This window comes from Pseudomonas sp. Z4-20 (assembly GCF_051131955.1).
GTDB classification, from domain to species: Bacteria; Pseudomonadota; Gammaproteobacteria; order Pseudomonadales; family Pseudomonadaceae; genus Aquipseudomonas; species Aquipseudomonas marvdashtae.
In genome coordinates, this window is record NZ_CP071641.1 from 5,284,591 (window position 1) to 5,305,587 (window position 20,997).

The 20,997-nt window shown below is 60.5% G+C and carries 15 protein-coding genes; 4 read left to right on the top strand and 11 right to left on the bottom strand.

The features are described 5' to 3' along the window. Positions 1-20: 20 nt before the first annotated feature. The 5 genes from J3P82_RS24080 to hutC all read right to left on the bottom strand — a co-directional run bounded on the left by J3P82_RS24080 (position 21) and on the right by hutC (position 5,984). Positions 21-989, bottom strand: a complete 969-nt coding sequence (locus J3P82_RS24080) for an ABC transporter substrate-binding protein (protein ID WP_434559134.1) — start codon at positions 987-989, stop codon at positions 21-23. 70 nt (positions 990-1,059) lie between these two features. Next, a complete protein-coding gene (locus tag J3P82_RS24085; protein WP_434559136.1) occupies positions 1,060-2,523 on the bottom strand; it encodes a purine-cytosine permease family protein in 1,464 nt (487 codons plus the stop codon). 49 nt (positions 2,524-2,572) lie between these two features. After that, on the bottom strand, positions 2,573-4,261 hold the full coding sequence (gene hutU, locus J3P82_RS24090) for a urocanate hydratase (protein ID WP_434559138.1): 1,689 nt from the start codon (positions 4,259-4,261) through the stop codon (positions 2,573-2,575). Between the two features lie 446 nt (positions 4,262-4,707). Then, positions 4,708-5,277: a HutD/Ves family protein gene (locus J3P82_RS24095; protein ID WP_434559140.1), complete on the bottom strand. Its 570-nt coding sequence runs from the start codon at positions 5,275-5,277 to the stop codon at positions 4,708-4,710. Next, on the bottom strand, positions 5,274-5,984 hold the full coding sequence (gene hutC / locus J3P82_RS24100) for a histidine utilization repressor (RefSeq protein ID WP_186613319.1): 711 nt from the start codon (positions 5,982-5,984) through the stop codon (positions 5,274-5,276). The genes J3P82_RS24095 and hutC overlap by 4 nt, the downstream gene beginning before the upstream one ends. A gap of 144 nt (positions 5,985-6,128) precedes the next feature. Between hutC and J3P82_RS24105 the strand changes: the two genes are divergently transcribed. Next, positions 6,129-7,493, top strand: coding sequence for a formimidoylglutamate deiminase (locus tag J3P82_RS24105; protein WP_434559142.1), 1,365 nt, complete (start codon positions 6,129-6,131; stop codon positions 7,491-7,493). 36 nt (positions 7,494-7,529) lie between these two features. Here J3P82_RS24105 and J3P82_RS24110 read toward each other — a convergent pair whose 3' ends face one another. From J3P82_RS24110 to J3P82_RS24125, 4 genes are all read right to left on the bottom strand, one after another. Beyond that, positions 7,530-13,154 carry a YDG domain-containing protein gene (locus J3P82_RS24110; RefSeq protein ID WP_434559144.1) on the bottom strand — a complete coding sequence of 1,875 codons (5,625 nt, stop codon included), beginning with the start codon at positions 13,152-13,154 and terminating at the stop codon, positions 7,530-7,532. A 35-nt stretch (positions 13,155-13,189) separates the two neighbouring features. Next, positions 13,190-14,962, bottom strand: coding sequence for a ShlB/FhaC/HecB family hemolysin secretion/activation protein (locus J3P82_RS24115; protein ID WP_434559146.1), 1,773 nt, complete (start codon positions 14,960-14,962; stop codon positions 13,190-13,192). A gap of 518 nt (positions 14,963-15,480) precedes the next feature. Then, positions 15,481-16,050 (bottom strand): lipocalin family protein, encoded by a 570-nt coding sequence (locus tag J3P82_RS24120; RefSeq protein WP_434559148.1) that lies wholly within the window; start codon positions 16,048-16,050, stop codon positions 15,481-15,483. 43 nt (positions 16,051-16,093) lie between these two features. Further along, positions 16,094-16,348, bottom strand: a complete 255-nt coding sequence (locus tag J3P82_RS24125; RefSeq protein ID WP_434559150.1) for a hypothetical protein — start codon at positions 16,346-16,348, stop codon at positions 16,094-16,096. Positions 16,349-16,633: 285 nt separating this feature from the next. Here J3P82_RS24125 and J3P82_RS24130 point away from each other — a divergent pair, with 285 nt between their 5' ends. From J3P82_RS24130 to J3P82_RS24140, 3 genes are all read left to right on the top strand, one after another. Continuing rightward, a complete protein-coding gene (locus J3P82_RS24130; protein WP_434559152.1) occupies positions 16,634-18,526 on the top strand; it encodes a methyl-accepting chemotaxis protein in 1,893 nt (630 codons plus the stop codon). A gap of 150 nt (positions 18,527-18,676) precedes the next feature. Next, the gene (locus J3P82_RS24135; RefSeq protein WP_186613274.1) at positions 18,677-18,949 is read left to right on the top strand and encodes a type II toxin-antitoxin system Phd/YefM family antitoxin; all 273 of its coding nucleotides are present in this window, start codon (positions 18,677-18,679) and stop codon (positions 18,947-18,949) included. Beyond that, entirely contained in the window at positions 18,946-19,278 is a 333-nt protein-coding gene (locus tag J3P82_RS24140) for a type II toxin-antitoxin system RelE/ParE family toxin (RefSeq protein ID WP_434559154.1), read from the top strand. Before J3P82_RS24135 ends, J3P82_RS24140 begins: the two co-directional genes overlap by 4 nt. Positions 19,279-19,285: 7 nt before the next feature. Here J3P82_RS24140 and J3P82_RS24145 read toward each other — a convergent pair whose 3' ends face one another. Next, on the bottom strand, positions 19,286-19,882 hold the full coding sequence (locus tag J3P82_RS24145) for a DUF924 family protein (RefSeq protein WP_434559156.1): 597 nt from the start codon (positions 19,880-19,882) through the stop codon (positions 19,286-19,288). Positions 19,883-19,885: 3 nt separating this feature from the next. After that, a complete protein-coding gene (locus J3P82_RS24150) occupies positions 19,886-20,896 on the bottom strand; it encodes a class 1 fructose-bisphosphatase (protein WP_025211364.1) in 1,011 nt (336 codons plus the stop codon). Positions 20,897-20,997: the final 101 nt, after the last annotated feature.

The window sequence follows — 20,997 nt, forward strand, 5'->3', positions numbered from 1 at the left end:
TTGGCCGGGAAATATTCGACCTACAGAGCCGCGTCGATTTTCTTGGCAGCGTCTTCGCTCACCCAGGCGTGCCAGACTTCAGGATGTTCCTTCAGGAAGATCTTCGCCAGTTTCGGCGACTCGATCCGCTCTTTGGCCATGCGCCCGAGGTTCTGGTTCAGGATATCGATTGGCAGGTTGACCTTTTCCAGCACTGCCACCAGCTCGGGGGCTTCGTCGTGGAAGACCTTGGACAGGCCGACCTTGATGCTAACGCTTTTATCCACACCCGGCTTTTCTTCCAGTTTGACCAAGTCCACCTGGCCCATCAGCGGCGTCGGCGACCAGTAGTAGAACAGGATCGGCTCGCCACGCTTGTAGCTCGACAGTACCGCCGCATCCAGCGCCGGACCGGTGCCTGGACGGAAGTTGGTGTAGGTTTTGTCCAGGCCGTAGCTCTTGAGCATTTCGCTGTTGTCCAGCTCACAGGTCCAGCCAGCCGGGCAGTTGTAGAAACGGCCCTTGGATGGCTCTTCCTGATCCTTGAACACGGCGGCGTATTGGCCCAGGTCAGCGATGTTCTTCAGGCCCGGCGCCTTGGCTTCGAGCTTGCGCTTGGCGTCACCCTCGATTACGTAGCGCGGCACGTACCAGCCTTCGATGGCGCCCACCACCGGAGCACCGACGCCGACCACCTTGCCGGCCTTCTCGGCCTTGTTCCACACCTCGCTGCGGCCGACCCACTCTTCGGCGAACACCTGGATGTCGTTGCTGCTCAGGGCGTTCTCCATGGTGATGGAGTTGCCTGGCAAGCTGTCAGTCTTGCAGCCGTAGCCTTTTTCCAGCACCACTTGCATCACGTCGGTCAGCAGCATGCCGCTTTCCCAGTTCAGGCCGGCAAACTTCACCGGTTTACCCGACTCGCACCAACCCGCCGCTTGCGTGGCGCCGGCGCTGGCCAGCAGGCCCATGGAAAGCAGTGTGGTCAGCAGGGTCTTGTTCGACTTCATTATGTGACGCTCCTAATCAGTTGGATTGGCTTACGGCAGTCAAGAGGCATCCAGCCCTGGCAACGTCCCATCAGACCGCTTGGATGCGGCCCGCCCCGCTCGGTTGTGCGTCAACCGCGTCCTGCTCGACCGGCAGGATCAATTGATCGGGTACTGCGCTGTGCCACTTCTTGGCGAGGACGTAGTACAGCGCCGCCGGGACCACCAGGCCGATGATCCAGGAGATGTCCACACCGCCCATGGCCTTCACCAGCGGACCGGTATAGAACTTGGTGGCAATGAATGGCAGTTGAACCAGTACCCCGAAGACATAGACGCTAATGCCGAGGACGTTCCAGCGACCATAACGACCGTTCGGGTCGTTCAGTGCCGGCACGTCATAGCGCTCGCGCGTGATGCAGTAGTAGTCCACCAGGTTGATGGCGCTCCAAGGCGTGAAGAACGCCAGCAAGAACAAGATGAAGGACTTGAACGCACCGAGGAACGAGTGCTGGCCGAGCAACGCGATCAAGGTCGCCGCGCCGACAATGACCAGCACGAAGACCAGACGCTGCAAGCGCGTGACGTTCAGGTGACCCCGGAACCCGCTGATGATCGTCGCGATGCACATGAAGCTGCCGTAGGAGTTCAGCGTGGAGATGGTGACCTTGCCGAACGCGATGCTGAAATACAGCAGCGCAGCGGTGGCGCCGGTCCCTCCCAGACCCACGATGTAGGCCACTTCGTGCCCCGCGAACTGCCCATTGGCCGAGGCGGCGGCAAACACGCCGAGAATCATCGCCACCTGTGCGCCGACGACTGAACCGGCGCCCGCGGCAAAAAAGGTTTTCACCGAGGACGTCTTGCTCGGCAGATAGCGTGAATAGTCCGCCACGTAGGGACCGAAGGCGATCTGCCAGGAGGCCGCGAGGGACACCGCGAGCAGGAAACTGCTCCAACTGAAATGGCGGATTTGCAGGAGCGCACCCACGTCCGTCTGGTTGATCAGGCGAGCGAACAGGTAAACAAAGGCAATCACACCAATGACGCTGGCAATACGACCGATAAAATGAATGACCCGATAACCGAGCACCGTGACCAGCACGATGACACTGGCAAAAATAAAGATGCCGACGCTGTCGCTGACGCCAAACAACTGGCCCAGCGCCTGGCCGGAAAGCACGGTTCCCGTTGCGGTGAAACCCAGGTACATCAGGCATACCAGCACGATCGGAATGGCCGCGCCATACACCCCAAACTGCACGCGGCTGGAGATCATCTGCGGCAGGCCCAGCTTGGGCCCTTGCGCGGCATGCAAGGCCATGACGCCACCGCCCAGCACTTGGCCGATCAGCAAACCGATCAACGACCAGAACACATCCCCGCCCAGCACCACCGCCAATGCACCGGTGACGATGGCTGTAATTTGCAGGTTGGCACCCATCCAGAGGGTGAATTGGCTTAACAGCCGGCCGTGTCTCTCCGCTTCCGGGATGTAGTCGATCGAACGTTTCTCGATCAACTTGCTGCTTGTGCGCGTATTGGTGACAGCCATGGTTCAACCTCTGTGGATTGTTCAGGTTCGGGCGGGCTTTTCGCGCCGGTTACTTGCCAGTGATCATTGGCAGGTTCAGCCCCTGCTCCTTCGCGCAATCAATGGCGACCTGGTAACCGGCATCGGCATGGCGCATCACCCCGGTAGCCGGGTCGTTATGCAGCACACGGGCAATTCGCTCGGCCGCGTCGTCGGTACCGTCGCAGACAATCACCATGCCCGAATGCTGGGAGAAGCCCATCCCGACGCCGCCACCGTGGTGCAGGGAAACCCAGGTCGCGCCGCTGGCGGTATTGAGCAAGGCGTTGAGCAACGGCCAGTCGGATACGGCGTCGGAACCGTCCTGCATGGATTCGGTTTCACGGTTCGGGCTGGCGACGGAGCCGGAGTCCAGGTGGTCGCGACCGATGACAATCGGGGCTGACAATTCGCCGCTGCGTACCATTTCGTTGAACGCCAGGCCCAACTTGGCGCGCTGGCCCAGGCCGACCCAGCAGATACGTGCCGGCAAGCCCTGGAAGCTGATGCGCTCGCGAGCCATGTCGAGCCAGTTGTGCAGGTGGGCGTCGTCGGGGATCAGTTCCTTGACCTTGGCGTCCGTCTTGTAGATGTCCTGCGGATCACCGGACAAAGCGGCCCAACGGAACGGGCCGATGCCACGGCAGAACAGTGGACGGATATACGCCGGGACGAAGCCGGGGAAATCGAAGGCATTTTCGACGCCCTCCTCCTGGGCCATCTGGCGGATGTTGTTGCCGTAGTCGAAGGTCGGCACACCCATTTTCTGGAAGGCCAGCATGGCTTTGACGTGGACGGCCATCGATTGCTTGGCGGCCTTCACCACGGCGGCAGGTTCGGTCTTGGCGCGGGCGCGGTATTCGTCCCAGGTCCAGCCGGCCGGCAGGTAACCATTGAGGGGATCGTGGGCGCTGGTCTGGTCGGTGACCATGTCCGGACGCACACCACGACGGACCATTTCCGGCAGGATTTCAGCAGCGTTCCCACACAGCGCAATGGAAATCGCCTTGCCTTCGGCGGTGTATTTCTCGATGCGCGCCAGGGCGTCGTCGAGGTCTTTGGCCTGCTCGTCGACGTAGCGGGTCTTCAGGCGGAAATCGATGCTCACCTGCTGGCACTCGATGTTCAACGAGCACGCACCAGCCAAGGTCGCGGCCAACGGTTGCGCACCACCCATGCCGCCCAGGCCGGCGGTCAGGACCCAACGGCCCTTGAGGCTCGCGTCGTAATGCTGGCGACCGGCCTCGACGAAGGTTTCATAGGTGCCTTGCACGATGCCCTGGCTGCCGATGTAGATCCAGCTGCCGGCGGTCATCTGGCCGTACATGGCCAGGCCCTTGGCGTCGAGTTCGTTGAAGTGTTCCCAGCTGGCCCAGTGCGGCACCAAGTTGGAGTTGGCGATCAGTACGCGTGGGGCGTTGCTGTGGGTCTTGAACACGCCCACCGGCTTGCCGGATTGCACCAGCAGGGTTTCGTCATCGTTCAGGTTGGTCAGGCTTTCGACGATCTTGTCGTAGCACTCCCAATTGCGCGCCGCGCGACCGATGCCACCGTAGACCACCAGTTCCTTGGGGTTCTCGGCCACTTCCGGGTCGAGGTTGTTCATCAACATGCGCAGCGGCGCTTCAGTTAGCCAGCTCTTGGCGGTCAGCGTGTTACCGCGAGGGGCGCGGATTTCAACGTCACGGTATTTTTCGGGTTTGCGGGTAGCGTCGGTCACAGCAAAAACTCCTCAGCGATCAATCCAGAACAGCCCGTGCGGCGGGCAATGATTTCTGCAAACGTTGCGTTGAATATCGGTGACTCATACGCATACGTCTTTACTTGTATGTACAAGCATATGCAATCGAACGGCCAACTTATTGGAGACGATCTTCAGGAACGGTTGGGGAATTGGCTGAAGCCTTGTGATTTAAGGGCTGCTGAGCTGCATGAAATTTTTGAAGAGGGTATTCGAGGGGGAAATCGGAGGGGCACAGAAGCGTGGTATTGCGCCACGCTGGGGCGTTCGGTAACAAGTTGGTGCGCGAAGGAAACGGCGAAACCTGCTTTTGTGGCGAGGGAGCTTGCTCCCGCTGGGTTGCGCAGCGACCCCCCATTTTTTGTGGGCGCTTCGCACCCAAGCGGGAGCAAGCTCCCTCGCCACAACAGCTCTCAAGCCGCAAATTAGTGGGCCGTCAGCTCAATCACACAGCATTGACCGTGGGTGAAGACATCCACCAGCCCGGTGTTACCGCTCAGTTGCAGGCAGTCATAGAGTCCCAGCTCGGCGATCGACTCGCCCACCTTGACGCTCAACGCCGGGTCCGCACTGAACACCAACACCGTCCCCGCCTCGCTGAAGAACCGCTGCTGCCCCCCCATCCATTGCAACCGCGCACGGTAACGCTGCGGCGCGTAGATCAGGTTGAAGTCGCGAATCGGTCCGCCCAGCAATGAGCAGTGCACATGGCTCTCGCCGCTGAACGCGAAAAGATCCAGCGGATGCAAAGACCGCGTGGAATGGCCATCGACGTTGAGCGTCATGCCGTCCCCCTGCAAGACACTGATGATCCGCTCATAACCGGCGAACGTGGAAAAGCCGCCGGACTCACTAATATCGGCAATCGACAGGCGCCAGCCGAAACCTTCCAGGCCCGTGCCGGCATCGCGGGTGATTTCTTCAGTGCTGCCACCGCCATTCTTCCATGGCATGCGCGGGTACTGCGCGGCACGTAAAACCTTCACCTGGCTCATTTATGAAAACGTCCTTCCAAGCTGTGACGGGAGCCCGGATGGATCAGCCGCGCGGCGGTCACCGGTTGGCGCCCGGACCAGGTGCGACGACGGATCAACAGGCACGGCTCGCCCCTTTCGATCTGCAACAACTTGCATTCGCTCGGTTCTGCAAGAATTGCCTCGACCACGTGCTCGCCTTCGGTCAGCGGCGCAACCTGGTTCAGGTAGGCGTAGGGGGTTTGCACGGTGAAATCCTGCTGGAGGTATTCCGGCGCCACCAGTGCGTTGACGAAACGGTCCTCGATCTGCACGGGGATGTCGTTTTCGAAATGCACGATCAGCGAATGGAACACCTTCTGGCCTTCGCGCATGTCCAGGGCCAGCGCCCGTTCGGAGCCGGCCGCCTCTTCTTCCAGGGTGATGACCTTGCAGGTGTGGCGATGGCCCCGGGAGGCGATCTCGTCGGCAATGTTGTGCACTTCGAACAGCGCGGACTGGCTCTTGGGTTCGGCGACGAATGTGCCGACACCTTGCATGCGCACCAACAGGCCATCGGCGGTCATTTCTCGCAGGGCGCGGTTGATGGTCATGCGGCTGAAACCCAGCTGGCTGACCAACTCGCTTTCCGATGGCACGCGGTAATGCGGCGGCCAGTTTCCACTGTCGATCTGCTGGGTAATCATCTGTTTGACGCGGGCGTACAAGGGCGCCGGACTGTCACCCATGTGTGCGGCCAGCGGCGGTTTGGCAGGCGGAGTCGGCACGGCGGTTCCCTGTTCTGCGAATAAGGTTGCTAGCTTGCCGGAGTTTACCGGCCAGGCAAACGTCTGTATATGTATATACAAATTACACACACCGAGGTTCAACCCATGTCCGCCTTCTTCGCTGAGCGCGCGCTGTTGCCTGATGGATGGGCCAATGATGTACGTCTTGAGGTCAACGCCGAAGGCGTCTTGATCCATATCCAGGCCGGTTCCCACGCAGACGGCGCCGAACGGCTGGCGGGTCCTTTGTTGCCAGGCATGCCGAACCTGCACTCCCACGCCTTCCAGCGGGCGATGGCCGGGCTGGCGGAAGTGGCGGGCAATCCCAACGACAGCTTCTGGACCTGGCGCGACCTGATGTACCGCCTCGTTGGTAAAATCAGCCCCGATCAGCTCGGCATCATCGCTCGGCAGCTGTACATCGAAATGCTCAAGGCAGGCTACACCTCGGTCGCCGAATTCCATTACGTTCATCACGACACCGACGGCACGCCTTACGCCAACCCGGCCGAACTTGCCTTGCGCATCAGCCAGGCCGCCAGTGCCGCCGGCATCGGCTTGACGCTGTTGCCGGTGCTCTACAGCCATTCCGGCTTCGGCGGTCAGGCGCCCAATGAAGGGCAGCGCCGATTCATCAACAGCACCGAAAACTACTTGAAGCTTCAATCACGCTTGCAGCCGATCCTGGCCGGGCAAGCGAATCAGGCCCTGGGCTTGTGCTTCCATTCCTTGCGCGCCGTGACGCCCGGGCAAATCCAAGAGGTGCTGGCCGCCAGCGATCCCCATTGTCCAGTGCACATCCACATTGCGGAGCAGCAAAAGGAAGTCGACGACTGCCTGAGTTGGAGCGGCGCCCGCCCGCTGCAATGGCTGTACGAAAATGCCCAAGTCGACCAGCGCTGGTGCTTGGTCCACGCTACCCACGCCAATCCCCAGGAAGTCAGCCTGATGGCCAGGAGTCGGGCGATTGCTGGCTTGTGCCTGACCACCGAAGCCAATCTCGGCGACGGGATCTTTCCGGCCGTAGACTTCCTCGCCCAAGGTGGGCGGATGGGCATCGGTTCCGACAGCCATGTGTCGTTGAGCGTGGTGGAGGAGTTGCGCTGGCTGGAATACGGCCAGCGCCTGCGAGACCAACGGCGCAACCGGTTGTACCGAACGGATCAACCGATGGTCGGACGCACGCTCTATGGCGCCGCGCTGGAAGGTGGCGCTCAGGCGTTGGGGCAACCCATCGGTGCTTTTGCAGTAGGTAAACGTGCCGACTGGCTGGTGCTCGATGGCAACGATCCGTACCTGGCCACGGCCAACGGCGACGGCATTCTCAATCGTTGGCTGTTCGCCGGTGGCGATCGCCAGGTCAGGGATGTGATGGTGGGCGGCCAGTGGGTGGTGCGGAATGGGCGCCATGCCGGGGAAGAGGAAAGTATCCGGGCGTTTACCCAGGTTTTGTGCGAACTGTTGGGCTGAGAAAAAGCCCCCGGTAAACGATACCGGGGTGCTACCTCAACGGCTGACGACCTCTTGGGACTTGTCGACAATTCGCGCTTGCCTCAGCGAATGCTCGATGATCACCGCTTCAATGCTACGAACGCTGATGCCCAGCCGCTTCTTGGCTACGACCAGCCCATAGGCCGCCAGCTCATTACTGGCGATGTCGCTTGCCACAGCAGGAACCTTCACCAGAAGCACTCCGTCACCCAGCAGGGTCACCTGCAAGCTCAGGCGATTGCCGTTGGCCATTGCGACTGAACCTTCCACCGAGCCGCTACCGGAGCCTTGCAGCACAGGCGCTTGACGGTTGCTCGCATCTATCAGCTCCAGCGTAAGGCTGTTGCCCAGGTCGGTCGCCGAATACTGCCCTTCCCCATTTAGCGGTTCGCCGGCACGGGTGCGGTAAAGCGCCAGGCTTTTTTGCACCGCAGGCTCGGCGACACCGTCAGCCAGGGCCAGGCTCATCCTGCCATTGCCGTTGAGTACAGCATCCTGCAGAACCAGCTGATTAACGCCGACAAAATTGGCAGCGACATCAGTCAGGTTCGGCGTATCGCTGAACAAGGCGGTAGACGGGATCGGCTGCGCGGGGGACAGCCCCTCTGCAACCACCCGATCTCCCGGGCGCTTGATAGCGACTTCGGTGCCATTAGCTCCCGGCGCAACATTGATCAGCCCCACTGGAGTGTGAAAAGACGGATCAATGTTTGCCGTGCCCACTTGCAGCTGGTCAGCCAGCTGATAATTGGCCGCATCGGCGCCGTGCAACAACAGGTTGATCACACTCACGGGCTTGCCCTGGCCTGCCTTTGGTGTGTCAAACAACGCCTTGCCTGTGGCCCCGACCCCGTCGCCGGCAATCACACCAGCAAGAGCGACAGCCCGGATGGTCGCGGTATTTCCACCGTCGAAAGGTTTATTGGCGATCCCTATCGTCGCATTCAATAGCTTGCGGCCGATATCTGCGGTGCCGATCCGGGCAGTGGTGTCGAACGCATAGTTGTTCGCCTCGTCACCGCTCAAGGCAACGCCCGAGCCACGGACCGCTTTGTTCTGGCCGGCGTTCTTGTTGATAAAGGCGCCGGTGGTGCCACTGGCGTTGACCTTGCCGGCATCAGCACCCAGGATGCCGATCAGCGCGAGGTTGCTCAGGTTGGCTGTGGTGTTGCCGTCATAGATTTTGTCGGCGACGTCGGCAGTGGCGGTCAAGACCTTGCGGTCGATATCGGCCGTGCCGATCCGGGCAGCGGTGTCGAATGCGTAGTTGTTCGCCTCGTCACCGCTCAAGGCAACGCCCGAGCCGCGGACCGCTTTGTTCTGGCCGGCGTTCTTGTCGACAAAGGTTCCGGTGGTACCAACAGTCTCTACCTTGCCGGCATCAGCACCCACGATGCCGATCAGCGCGAGGTTGCTCAGGTTGGCTGTGGTGTTGCCGTCATAGATTTTGTCGGCGACGTCGGCAGTGGCGGTCAAGACCTTGCGGTCGATATCGGCCGTGCCGATCTGCACGGTGGTGTCGAACGCATAGTTGTTCGCCTCGTCACCGCTCAAGGCAACGCCCGAGCCACGGACCGCTTTGTTCTGGCCGGCGTTCTTGTTGATAAAGGCGCCGGTGGTGCCACTGGCGTTGACCTTGCCGGCATCCGCACCCAGGATGCCGATCAGCGCGAGGTTGCTCAGGTTGGCTGTGGTGTTGCCGTCATAGATTTTGTCGGCGACGTCGGCAGTGGCGGTCAAGACCTTGCGGTCGATATCGGCCGTGCCGATCCGGGCAGCGGTGTCGAATGCGTAGTTGTTCGCCTCGTCACCGCTCAAGGCAACGCCCGAGCCGCGGACCGCTTTGTTTTGGCCGGCGTTCTTGTCGACAAAGGTTCCGGTGGTACCAACAGTCTCTACCTTGCCGGCATCAGCACCCACGATGCCGATCAGCGCGAGGTTGCTCAGGTTGGCTGTGGTGTTGCCATCATAGATTTTGTCGGCGACGTCGGCAGTGGCGGTCAAGACCTTGCGATCGATATCGGCCGTGCCGATCTGCACCGTGGTGTCGAACGCATAGTTGTTCGCCTCGTCACCGCTCAAGGCAACGCCCGAGCCGCGGACCGCTTTGTTCTGGCCGGCGTTCTTGTTGATAAAGGCGCCGGTGGTGCCACTGGCGTTGACCTTGCCGGCATCAGCACCCAGGATGCCGATCAGCGCGAGGTTGCTCAGGTTGGCTGTGGTGTTGCCGTCATAGATTTTGTCGGCGACGTCGGCAGTGGCGGTCAAGACCTTGCGGTCGATATCGGCCGTGCCGATCCGGGCAGCGGTGTCGAATGCGTAGTTGTTCGCCTCGTCACCGCTCAAGGCAACGCCCGAGCCGCTGACCGCTTTGTTCTGGCCGGCGTTCTTGTCGACAAAGGTTCCGGTGGTACCAACAGTCTCTACCTTGCCGGCATCAGCACCCACGATGCCGATCAGCGCGAGGTTGCTCAGGCTCGCCGTGGTGCTGCCGTCGTAGGTTTTGTCGGCCACGTCGGCAGTAGCGGTCAGGACCTTACGATCGATCCGGCCAACATTTCCGCTGACACTGGAGGCATCGACCTGATAGCCAAAGATCTTTACCGCACCCTTGGTCGCTTCGGACACTTCGACGTTGTCCACCGTCACCAGCTTGCCCGCCCCCGCATTTCTATCCGCGTAAGAGGCACTGCCGAACGAAAGTACGTCGATGGTATCGCCATCGATTGCCCCACTCATGGCAAAGTTGGGGTTCGTCACCGTCGCGGTGGTGTTTCCATCATAGGTCTTGCGCACCTCCCCCTGCAGCTCGACATGCACCTTGGGCGCAAAACTGTAGAGGTGGCCATTGCCCGTACCCAGCACCGTGTCGCCAAATTGCGCTGCGTACTGCTTGAAGGCGGCAGCCAGTGCGCCGCGGGTATCATCCAGCGGGCTGGTGGAATAGGTCAGCCATCGGCCATTGTTGGCAGCCAATGCGTTGGCGCCGGCCTGGTTGACCAGGTTGCGCGCGGCGACCAATACGACGGCATCGCCGGTGCCCTGGGCGCTGACCGTACCTGCGCTGCCGATGACCACATCCCCGGTGCCCGCTTGGGCGATGATATGCCCGTTCGCATGGGTGTTGCGCAATTGTCCATCGATCTGGATGTCGCCATTGAGCAGCGTCAGGTTGTTGCCGGCACTGAAGCCGAAACCGGAGGCATCAACCGAGGTGATGCCGGTGCCGTCAGAACGGCCGATAGTCAGGTTGTTGGCCCCCAGCAGCTTGCTGATGTCCGTAGCCGGCGCGTTCGCATCCAGGAGAATGCCGCCACCGGCACTCCCGCTACTGCTGTTCAACTGGATGTCCGTAGTCGCATCGAAGGGTTCCAGGCGAATGCTGGCAGTACTCAGGTTCTGCAGCGTCGCCTGGGTGAAGTCGACGTTGTTGGCACGCAGCGTCAGCCGGCCGGCGCCGGTATTCAGGTTGAGCGTGTTGGTGAAGTTGATCGCCCCGTCGGTATAGATCGAGGCCCCGGCAAGCATGGTCATTGGCGTACTGAAGTTGACATCGCCGCTCAGGCTGAGTAAACCCGCCAGACGCTTCTCTCCGGTGGAACCGCCTAGCGCCTTGCTGCCCATCGCGTCGCCGAAATACAGCCGTCCCGCGCCGAGCGCGATATTGCTGTTGAGGATGGCAATGCTATCAGCGTTTGCGGCGGTGCCGAACGACAGGTAGAGGTTGCCACCGTTGGTGGTGATCGGCGTATTGATGGTCAATGCGCCACGACCACCGCTATCGGAATCGCTGGACATCCTCACGTAACCGCCTGCGGTGGTCAGCGCGCCGGCAATGGTCAAACCGTCGGCACCCAGCAACGTGATGCTGCCCGCTCCAGGCGTACCGTTGCCAATCGAGGAGACGTTGTGATCGGGCAAACTGGCCAAAGCGGGATTCACGCCGGCGCCCGACGCAGTTAGGTTGAACACATTGCTGATAGAGCCGGTGCCAGTGCCGCCGGCCTGCATGTAGATACTGCCCGTACCGGAAACCGCAAGCGTATTGTTCGGGTTGGCGAAGGTAATGGTTGCGTTACTGCCACCGAGCGCCTCGGCACGGAAACTGATGTTTTCCTGCAGGGTGATGACGCCGTCGCCACCATTGAGGTTCAGATTCGCAAAGTTGATATTGTTGGTTGCCTGCATCAGCACGTTAGCCAACTGGGCTTCCAGCGTCTTCTCAAAGACCGTCACGTTACCGCTGCCGGCGGACCAGTTACCACTGACCCCAGTGCCGCCGGAAACGGTGATGTTGGTCGGGTCGAGCAACAGATCACCCGTGCGCCCCTTGGCCGCACGGGCATCGGTCGTGCCGGCATACTGCAGCGTCTGCTTACCGGATACTTCGGCCTTGCCACCGTTGCCGCCCCGGGCACCGCCACGGATAGAGATATCGCCGGCAAAACGGTTGTCCCCGTCAGCCCAGAACACGACAGTACCGCCGTCGCCGTCGTGGGTCGCATCCGCGTTCACCTTGACGTTACGCTCGACCGTCACCTGCCTGGCGGTGGCCACGCCGGTATCCTGGCCTTGCCAGCCACCACCGACCTTGATCGTACCGCCACCGCTCGTCCCGCTGGCCTTGAGGGTTGCATCGGCAACGACGATCCGCTCCCCCGTCACTACGATGTCGCCGCCCCGGCCATGCCCGGAGGACGCATCAAGCGTACCGGCGATCTGGGTCAGACCGCCCTCGCTATCACCGTCAAGCAGGATGCGACCACCGCGCGTGACCAGACCTTTGGCCTCGATGAGGCCGGTATTGTTGATCACACTGTTCAATGCGGCATCGGCGGAGCGTGCGCTCAAGGCAACCATGCCGCCGTCGGCGCTGATATGGCCATCGTTCTGAACGAGCGCGTCGAGCACACCGCGGTCGATGTTGACGCTCACCAGGCCGTCCCCCTGGAAATCGAGGCTGACCTTATCGCCTGCGGCCAGCACGGTGCTGCCGCCAGGGGTACGGATTGTTCCGCTGTTGCCGACCTGCGGGCCGATCAATGCGACCACGCCACCCGGCGCCGCGTTGACCGTGCCCTGGTTGAGCACCGCACCCGCTCCGGCGCCATCCTTCAAAGCGGTTTTGCCAGCAAGAAAATCCTCGTCGGTGATCTTCAGGGAGGACGCCACCAGACCGCCAACATTGACTTGCGCGCCTTTACCGATCACCACCCCATTAGGGTTGAGCAGCCACACCTGACCATTAGCGTTGAGCCTGCCCATGATCCGACTGGCGCTGCCGCCGCCTGTGACGCGGTTGAGCGCGACGCTCCGGGCGTCTGGCTGACGGAAAGTGACGCTGGCATCAGCAGCAATATCGAAGCTGTTCCAATGGGTGACGAGTTTGCCGGTGTGCTGGTCGATGACCATATGGCTGCCGTTCTGCGAGATCGCTCCGCTGCCACCGACTACAGATCCGCCAGTGGGCAGCTCGGCCGCTTGAACCATCCCGCTACCGAGCAGGCCAAGGACGGCGAGGACGCCGACTACCCCAGCGCACTTGCCCCTTGAGGTGGAATGTTCCGCTATGGCAACAAATGCCTGATCGGCATCGCTCCAGACAAGACGATAAAGATGGTTCAATGAAGCGCGCTGCATGAGGTGCTCCTAGATAGAGACCGTACCAGGTCTGATCAGAATGCGTATGAGACCTGGACCCAGGCGCGCCAGTGGCTGTCGCGGCCGTCCGCGTCCAGCCCTGACTGTCCCCGTCCCGGGTTGCTGCCTAGCGTGCGCGCCACAGCGGTACGGACACTGAAATCGCCCGCCCACAGGTTGGTGCCCAAGCCGACGGCGTGCAGGGCGTAGCGATTCGTCTGATCGGCATTGTTGAGCGAGCCTGGCCAAGGGTTCTCGTTCAGCCAGACACGACCGGTGTCGAAAAACCCGAGGCCCTGCATCGTGACGCTTGGCAGACCCAGATCAATGTTGCGGCGCAGCTCAAGGGTGGCCAGCCAGCCATGATCCGCGGAGGCTTCGCCAACCGGATAGGCGCGAACACCGGCAGGGCCACCGAGCAGGAATTTTTCCGAGGAGTCGAGGTTGTCACCGGCCCACTGCGCCGAAACGCCGCCGAACAACGTCCATGGACTAGCGAGCCCCAAGCTCTGCAGGCGGGAAACACGCACGTTGAGCTTGTGGAAGCTGCCGTCGCTTTGGGCACTTGTGCTGTCGGCAAACTGATCATCGCGATTACCGGACAGATCCAGTTCGCCAAGCGTCAACGCCACCATGGCATCCGTCACACCGCCACCTGCGAAACTGTCGAAGCGGTTACCGTTCAGGGCAACGATCAAATTATTCAGCTCGCGATCACGCAGGTTGGTACCCAGGCCACGATCCTCGAGCGCCTTGTATTCATAAGTCGCCGACAGATTGAGATTCTGCAGGCGTGAGCGAATCAACGGATAGCTGAGCCCCAGCGAGCCGCTACGGGCTGAACCACGCAGATCCAGCGAGCGGAACTGCTCCTGATCCACCTCATACCGCAGATAAGAGGCCGAGGCGTTGAGGCGCAGACCGGAGGCTGTCAGCGGCACACTGTAAGAGCCGCCAACAATGTCGCTGCCTGTACTTTTGCTCAAGCCGATACTCAGTTGGTCGCCGATACCCAGTGGGTCGTTGAGGTTTATCTGTGCATTGGCACGGGCAGTACCCGTACTGCGATTGCCATAGTTGTCCATCGAAACCCCGCCATCGACCAGGGCACCCTGCTTGGCGTTGATCAACAGGCGGCTGGTGCCGCGCTCAGTGCCGCGCTCAAGCGCCGACTGGGCACTTACACCGGGCTGATCATTGATCAGCAGCAAAGCGCGCTCCAGATCCTCGACTTGCAGCACCTTGCCTTCCGGCAGCGCAGCCTCGGCGATTTGTCGCAAGCGAGCGTTGCTGCTGCGGGTATTGCCGTTCAGTTCGATGCGTGAGGCGCCAGACTGCAGCCGCCCCTTGACCAGGGCGATCTGCAACTTGCCCTCCGTCAGATCCTGCCGGGGCAGATACGCGCGGGCCAGCACGTAGCCGCGTCCGCGAAGGTAGCGGGTGAGGCTGTCGGCCAACTGCTGCAGACCTGCATGATCGAGTGTCTTTCCCAGGGCGGGCTTGACCAGTTCTTGAAGATTCTCCGCTTGGGCCAGCCCGGTATCACCACTGAAGTAAATCTCTTTGAGCTGCACGCGAAGCCCGGAATCCGCAGGACGGCGGCTGTCGGAGGGAAGCTCGAACGCCGGCGGTGGTTCGGTAGAACGAGGCTCGGACGGCAGTGTCTGCTGGTGCTCGTTCAATAACTGTCCGGCATCGGGAATGCTCAGCGCGAAGACGAACGGGGCCGCACTCGCCCCCACCAGCGCGACGGCGTAATACAGCAGACGCTTGCCCAGGCGAGCGGGACACTGGTAAGGAACTGGCATGGTACAACTCCATGAAAATAGGGAAACCACCCACCGTGCCTCGGCCCGCCAGAAGCAGAACGCGTAGGGTTCAATTACGCCGCCAATGTCCCGACTGTGCTTGACCGGACCGATGCTTTGGCGCAGGCGTAAAAAACCACTCATTCACGCAAACGGCGAGGAACATGACGCACGCGACCAGAGCGCGCACGTCGCCTGCTGCATATCCAGGAGGAGTTACTGAGAGTTCTGCGCAATGTATCGACAGAGTTGAGCAGATCTTGACCCGATGCGGGTTTGAGGAGAGTTGCAGCACGCACTCAGTCGATGACCAGACTGAACGGCACCGCCAGCGGTACGATGTCCAAGGCGACGCCGATCAATGCCGACACGCTCACGAAAAGCGGAGTGTTGACGCCAGTGCCCAGCGTACCGTCATGGCGAAATTCAGAATCCGGGCGCAGCAGAGCGCCCTATTGAGAAGTGCGAATCATCAGGCCAGTTCAAGACCGCTCACGCACGTTGATTCAGGACAGTAGTCAATCCGAAGTCTTGGCCATCTGCCGATCCGACGCACGCCAGATCAACCGTGTCGTGTCATAGCCCTGCTGGCGCGCCTTGCTCAGCAATTCTTCCCGCACGTCCACATTGACTGTTGGCGAGCGGGACAGCAGCCACATGTAGCGACGGCTCGGATCGCCGACAATTGCCGTCTTGTAATCGTCGCTGACGTACAACACCCAATATTCACCCTTCGCCACACCCGGTACGATCCGCGAGAACCAGTTGTCGAATTCGACCCACAGCTTGTCAGTCTTGCCTGGCACTTGCGGGGAGGCCGTACCCCTGGCTTCCTCCCACTGCCAGTCCGACGTCAGGCAGCGGTTGAATACATCCACATTGCCGTCAGGCTTGAGGGTGTAGTGGGCTTCGGATTGTGCGCAGTTGCGCTGGAAATACATCGGCAGCCGGGCCAACTCGTACCAGGTCCCTTGGTAACGCTTGAGATTGACACTGTTGACAGTCTTGGGCGCCAACGGGTCTTCGCCAGAAGTGGCACAGCCAGCCAATACCAGGCCAGCCAGAAGCACAAAAACTAACCGCATCATTATTTTTTTCTCCCGCGGGCGCTTGGCCCCGGTTTACTTCAGATCACTTCAGGCCTTGGCCGGAAAACATCAACACTTTGTCACCCGCGTACTGCACGCTGATAAAGCTTTTCTGGTCGCCCCAAGTGCAGCTGGACATGCCGAGCGCGCCCGAGCAATCAGTCGGTTGCCCCAGTAACGTTTCGACCTCGGCCTTGGGCATGCCGGCCGACAACTTCGAATAGTTTTCCTGGTTGACCTTGCTGCATGCGGTCAACACGACGCACATAAACAGCAGGGCGATAGATCGCAGCGACATGGTGTAACTCCTGGAACGGAAGGGAGGTGGCAGGGTGCCAACCTGAACCTTAGAAGAGAAAACCCCTATCTGGTTCCCCGACGGACCCAGTATTTATTGGCCGCACAGTGGTGTTTCATCGGCCTGGTCGTCCAGTTTGTGACGCCGTCGTGCCTTTCGTCGGGAATGGGCCGCTGAAGCCTGATGGGCCTGACCTTTGCGCCGATAAAAAGTAACAGCGCAAAGTCCAGTGTTATGGCAAATTGGCGCCCCTTTCTGACCCGTCCCTCCGCGGTAGCGCTCTTAATGACCAGAAATATGAAATTCAGCCATAAAATCCTGCTGGCGGCCGCCCTCGTGGTGGCCGTCGCATTCGCCTGTTTCATCCTGTTCAACGATTACCGCCAACGACAAAGCCTCAACGCCAGCACCGAGACGTCCATGCAGGAACTCGGCAACCTGACCAGTCGTAATATCCAGACGTGGGTCGAGGGCCGTATTCAACTGTTGCAATCGCTGGCCCAGCAAATCGCCATTGATGGAAACAGCGCCGAGAGCTTGAAACGCGCCGTGGGCCTGCCGGCTTATACCGGCAACTTCCAGCTCAGCTATTTCGGCGGTACCGACGGCGTCATGTTCTCGATACCCGCCGGCAATCGTGCCGCCGATTACGACCCTCGCGCTCGCGGCTGGTACAAGGCCGCCAACAGCGCCCAGCAAACCATCGTCACCGAACCCTACATCGCGGCTTCGTCGGGCAAGCTGGTGATCACTGTTGCCACGCCGGTACAACGCCAAAACCAGATGATCGGCGTGGCGGGGGCGGACATCGACCTGTCGAGCGTCAGCGCCATCATCAACTCGCTGAATTTCGGCGGCCACGGCCATGCGTTCATCGTCAGCGCCGAGGGCAAGATCCTGGTCCATCCCGACAGCAAGCGCGTGCTCAAGACGCTCGCCGAGGCCTACCCCAACGGCGCGCCGCACGTCAGCCCGGGCATGAAGGAAGTCGAGTTCGACGGCAAGACCCAATTCATCTCCTTCACCCGCGTGAATGGCGTACCCGGGGCGGATTGGTACGTGGCGCTGGTGCTCGACAAGAGCACGGCGCTGGCGATGCTCAGCGAGTTCCGCACCTCGGCGTTGATTGCCATGGCCATCGCCGTGGTGTTCATCATCGCCCTGCTGGGCATGCTGATCCGCGTACTGATGCAACCGCTGCTGACCATGGGCCGCGCCATGCATGACATCGCCGAGGGCGAAGGTGACCTGACCCGGCGCCTGGTCATTCATGGCCAGGACGAATTTGGCGCCCTGGGCACCTCGTTCAACCGATTTGTAGAGCGTATCCACACATCGATCCGCGAAGTGGCTTCGGCGACCGGTCAGGTCAACGAAGTGGCGCTGCGCGTAGTCAGCGCGTCCAACTCGTCGATGTACAACTCCGACCAGCAGGCGTCGCGCACCAGCAGCGTGGCCGCGGCGATCAACGAGCTCGGCGCCGCCGCCCAGGAAATCGCCCAGAACGCCGCCCTCGCCTCGCAGCATTCCAGCGAAGCCCGCAACCTGGCTGAAGATGGCCAGCAGGTGGTGGATAAAACCATCACGGCGATGCAGCAGCTGTCGGCCAAGATCAGCGACTCGTGCGGCAACATCGAAACCCTGAACAGCAACACGGTGAACATCGGCCAGATCCTTGAGGTGATCACCAGCATCTCCCAACAGACCAACCTGCTCGCACTGAACGCCGCCATCGAAGCCGCCCGGGCCGGTGAAGCCGGACGTGGCTTCGCGGTGGTCGCCGATGAAGTCCGCAACCTGGCCCACCGCACCCAGGATTCGGCGCAACAAGTGAAGAAGATGATCGAAGAGCTTCAAGTCGGCGCGCGGGAAGCGGTGCTGACCATGACCGACAGCCAGCGGCAGAGCGAGAGCAGCGTCGGCATCGCCAACCAGGCCGGCGAACGCCTGGGCAGCGTGACCCAGCGCATCGGAGAAATCGACGGCATGAACCAGTCCGTGGCCACCGCCACCGAAGAACAGACCGCCGTGGTGGAATCGATCAACGTCGACATCACCGAAATCAACACCCTGAACCAGGAAGGCGTGGAGAACCTGCAAGCAACGTTGCGGGCCTGTGCCGACCTTGAGCAGCAGGCGGCGCGGTTGAAGCAGTTGGTGGGTAGTTTCAGGATCTAGCGCCTACATCCCGAGCAAGCTTCACAGAGACTGTGCGGGCTTGCTCGCGATAGCGGCATTAGCGCATGCGAGACCTTATGTCAGCGCAGCCCTGACGCAAGACCGAATTAAGACTAGAATCGGTCCATCCACAATTCCGAGGTCCACCTGATGAAGCTGTCATCCCAAATCAAACCCATCAGCTACTTGAAAAGCCATACCGCTGAGATCGTCAAGACGATCACCGAGACTAGAGAGCCGCTGGTCATCACCCAGAACGGTGAAGCCAAGCTGGTGGTGATGGATGTAAAAAGCTTCGAAGAGCAAGAAGACACAATGGCGCTGCTGAAATTGTTGGCGATGGGCAATCAAGAGATTGAAGACGGTAAATTCAAGGCGATTGAAGAGGTCTTCGGTGAGTTGGACAAGGCCGACATTCAATGAGGTTGAACATCGTCATCCTTCAATCGGCTGAAGCGGACCTTAAGGAACTTCGTAGCTATCTCATTGAGCGATTTTCTCTTCAAGCTTGGCAGAATACCTACGCCAGCCTTAAAACGGCGATCCGTCAGTTGGAGACCTTGCCCTATGCGGGATCAATTCCGGCAGAAATCGAAAGGCTCAATCTCGGCCAGTATCGTCAAATAGTGTCAGGGATGAACAGAATCATTTATGAAGTACGAGGCCAAACGATCTATGTCCGTATCATTGCCGACAGCCGCAAGAGCTTACCCACGTTGCTGATGAAACGATTACTTCGAAGTAATCCGTAGGGCTTCACTAAAATCGCGACCCAGGCCTCTTCAAAAACTCCATCTCCTCAGCCGTCGACTCACGCCCCAACACCGCATTGCGATGAGGGAAGCGTCCAAACCGGGCAATGATCTTCTGATGCCGTTCGGCATAATCCAGGTTGTCTTCAAACACCGCCCGCTGCGCCTCCGGTTGCTCCCGGACCAGGTCGATGAACCGCGACACGGCTTCGTTCTGCACCGCGAGGTTTTCGCAGTGTTCGAGTACGAGGTAGATAAATACGCGCTGGATGGGCTTGAGGTGCCGGTCGAAACCCGCCGCCAGTCCCTGTGCTACCAGCGCTTGGGCACGCAGGTCGCCGGAAAAGCTTCTGGGGGTGTCGCGAAAGATCATCCGCGGAAGTTGATCGAGTAACAGCACCAGGGCCAGCCAACCTTCCGGGCGTTGCGCCCATTCGGTCAATCCGCCGGCCAGTGCCTGCTCGACCAGAGCGCCGAAGCGCTCTTGCGCCTGGCGATCGTGGCCCTTGCCAAACCACAGCTTGCCCTTGTCAGCCGCTATTTCGTCCGGGGTGTTGGCTGAACCAAACCACCAATCGAGTAACGGCTGCCAGGGCTCGGCCATGATTTATTCCTTGTGGTAGGCCGTGGCGCGGGCCACTTCTTCTTTCGAGCCAAGGAACACTGCTACGCGCTGGTGCAGGCCTTCAGGCTGGATATCGAGGATACGCTGGTGGCCATCGGTGGAAGCACCGCCCGCCTGTTCCACCAGGAACGACATCGGGTTGGCTTCGTACATCAGGCGCAGCTTGCCCGGCTTGGACGGCTCACGGCTGTCGCGCGGGTACATGAACAGACCGCCACGGGTCAGGATACGGTGCACATCGGCAACCATCGCCGCGACCCAGCGCATGTTGTAGTTCTTTTTCAGCGGACCTTCTTCACCTGCCAGCAACTCGTTGACGTAGCGTTGTACCGGGGCTTCCCAGTGACGCTGGTTGGACATGTTGATGGCGAATTCCTGGGTGGTTTCAGGAATGGTAATGTCTTCGTGGGTCAGTACGAAGCTGCCCATCTCGCGATCCAGGGTGAAGCCTTTCACGCCGTCGCCCAGGGTCAACACCAGCATTGTCTGAGGGCCGTAGATGGCATAACCGGCGGCGACCTGCTCGGTGCCCGGTTGCAGGAAGGCCTTTTCATTCAGGGCTTCGTTCTGGCTCAGGTATTCGTTCGGGCAACGCAGCACCGAGAAGATGGTGCCGACCGGCGCGTTGATGTCAATGTTCGACGAACCGTCCAGTGGGTCGAACACCAGCAGATAGGCACCCTTGGGGTATTTGCCCGGGATCTGGTAGGCGTTGTCCATTTCTTCGGACGCCATGCCAGCCAGGTGGCCGCCCCATTCGTTGGCTTCGAGCAGGATTTCGTTCGACAGCACGTCGAGTTTCTTCTGCACTTCGCCCTGCACGTTCTCGGTGCCCATGCTGCCCAGGACACCGCCCAACGCGCCCTTGGACACGGCATGGCTGATTTCCTTGCATGCACGCGCCACCACTTCGATCAAAAAGCGCAGATCGGCAGGGGTATTGTTGCTGCGGGTCTGCTCAATCAAATAGCGACTCAAGGTAACGCGGGACATGGACGGCTCCGAAGAATAGGGGGCGGAAAACCCGCGCAGTTTAGCGCGAGTCTGGACTTAATTCCTCCTATGAGACGGGATATGGAGGATTGAGTTCACGG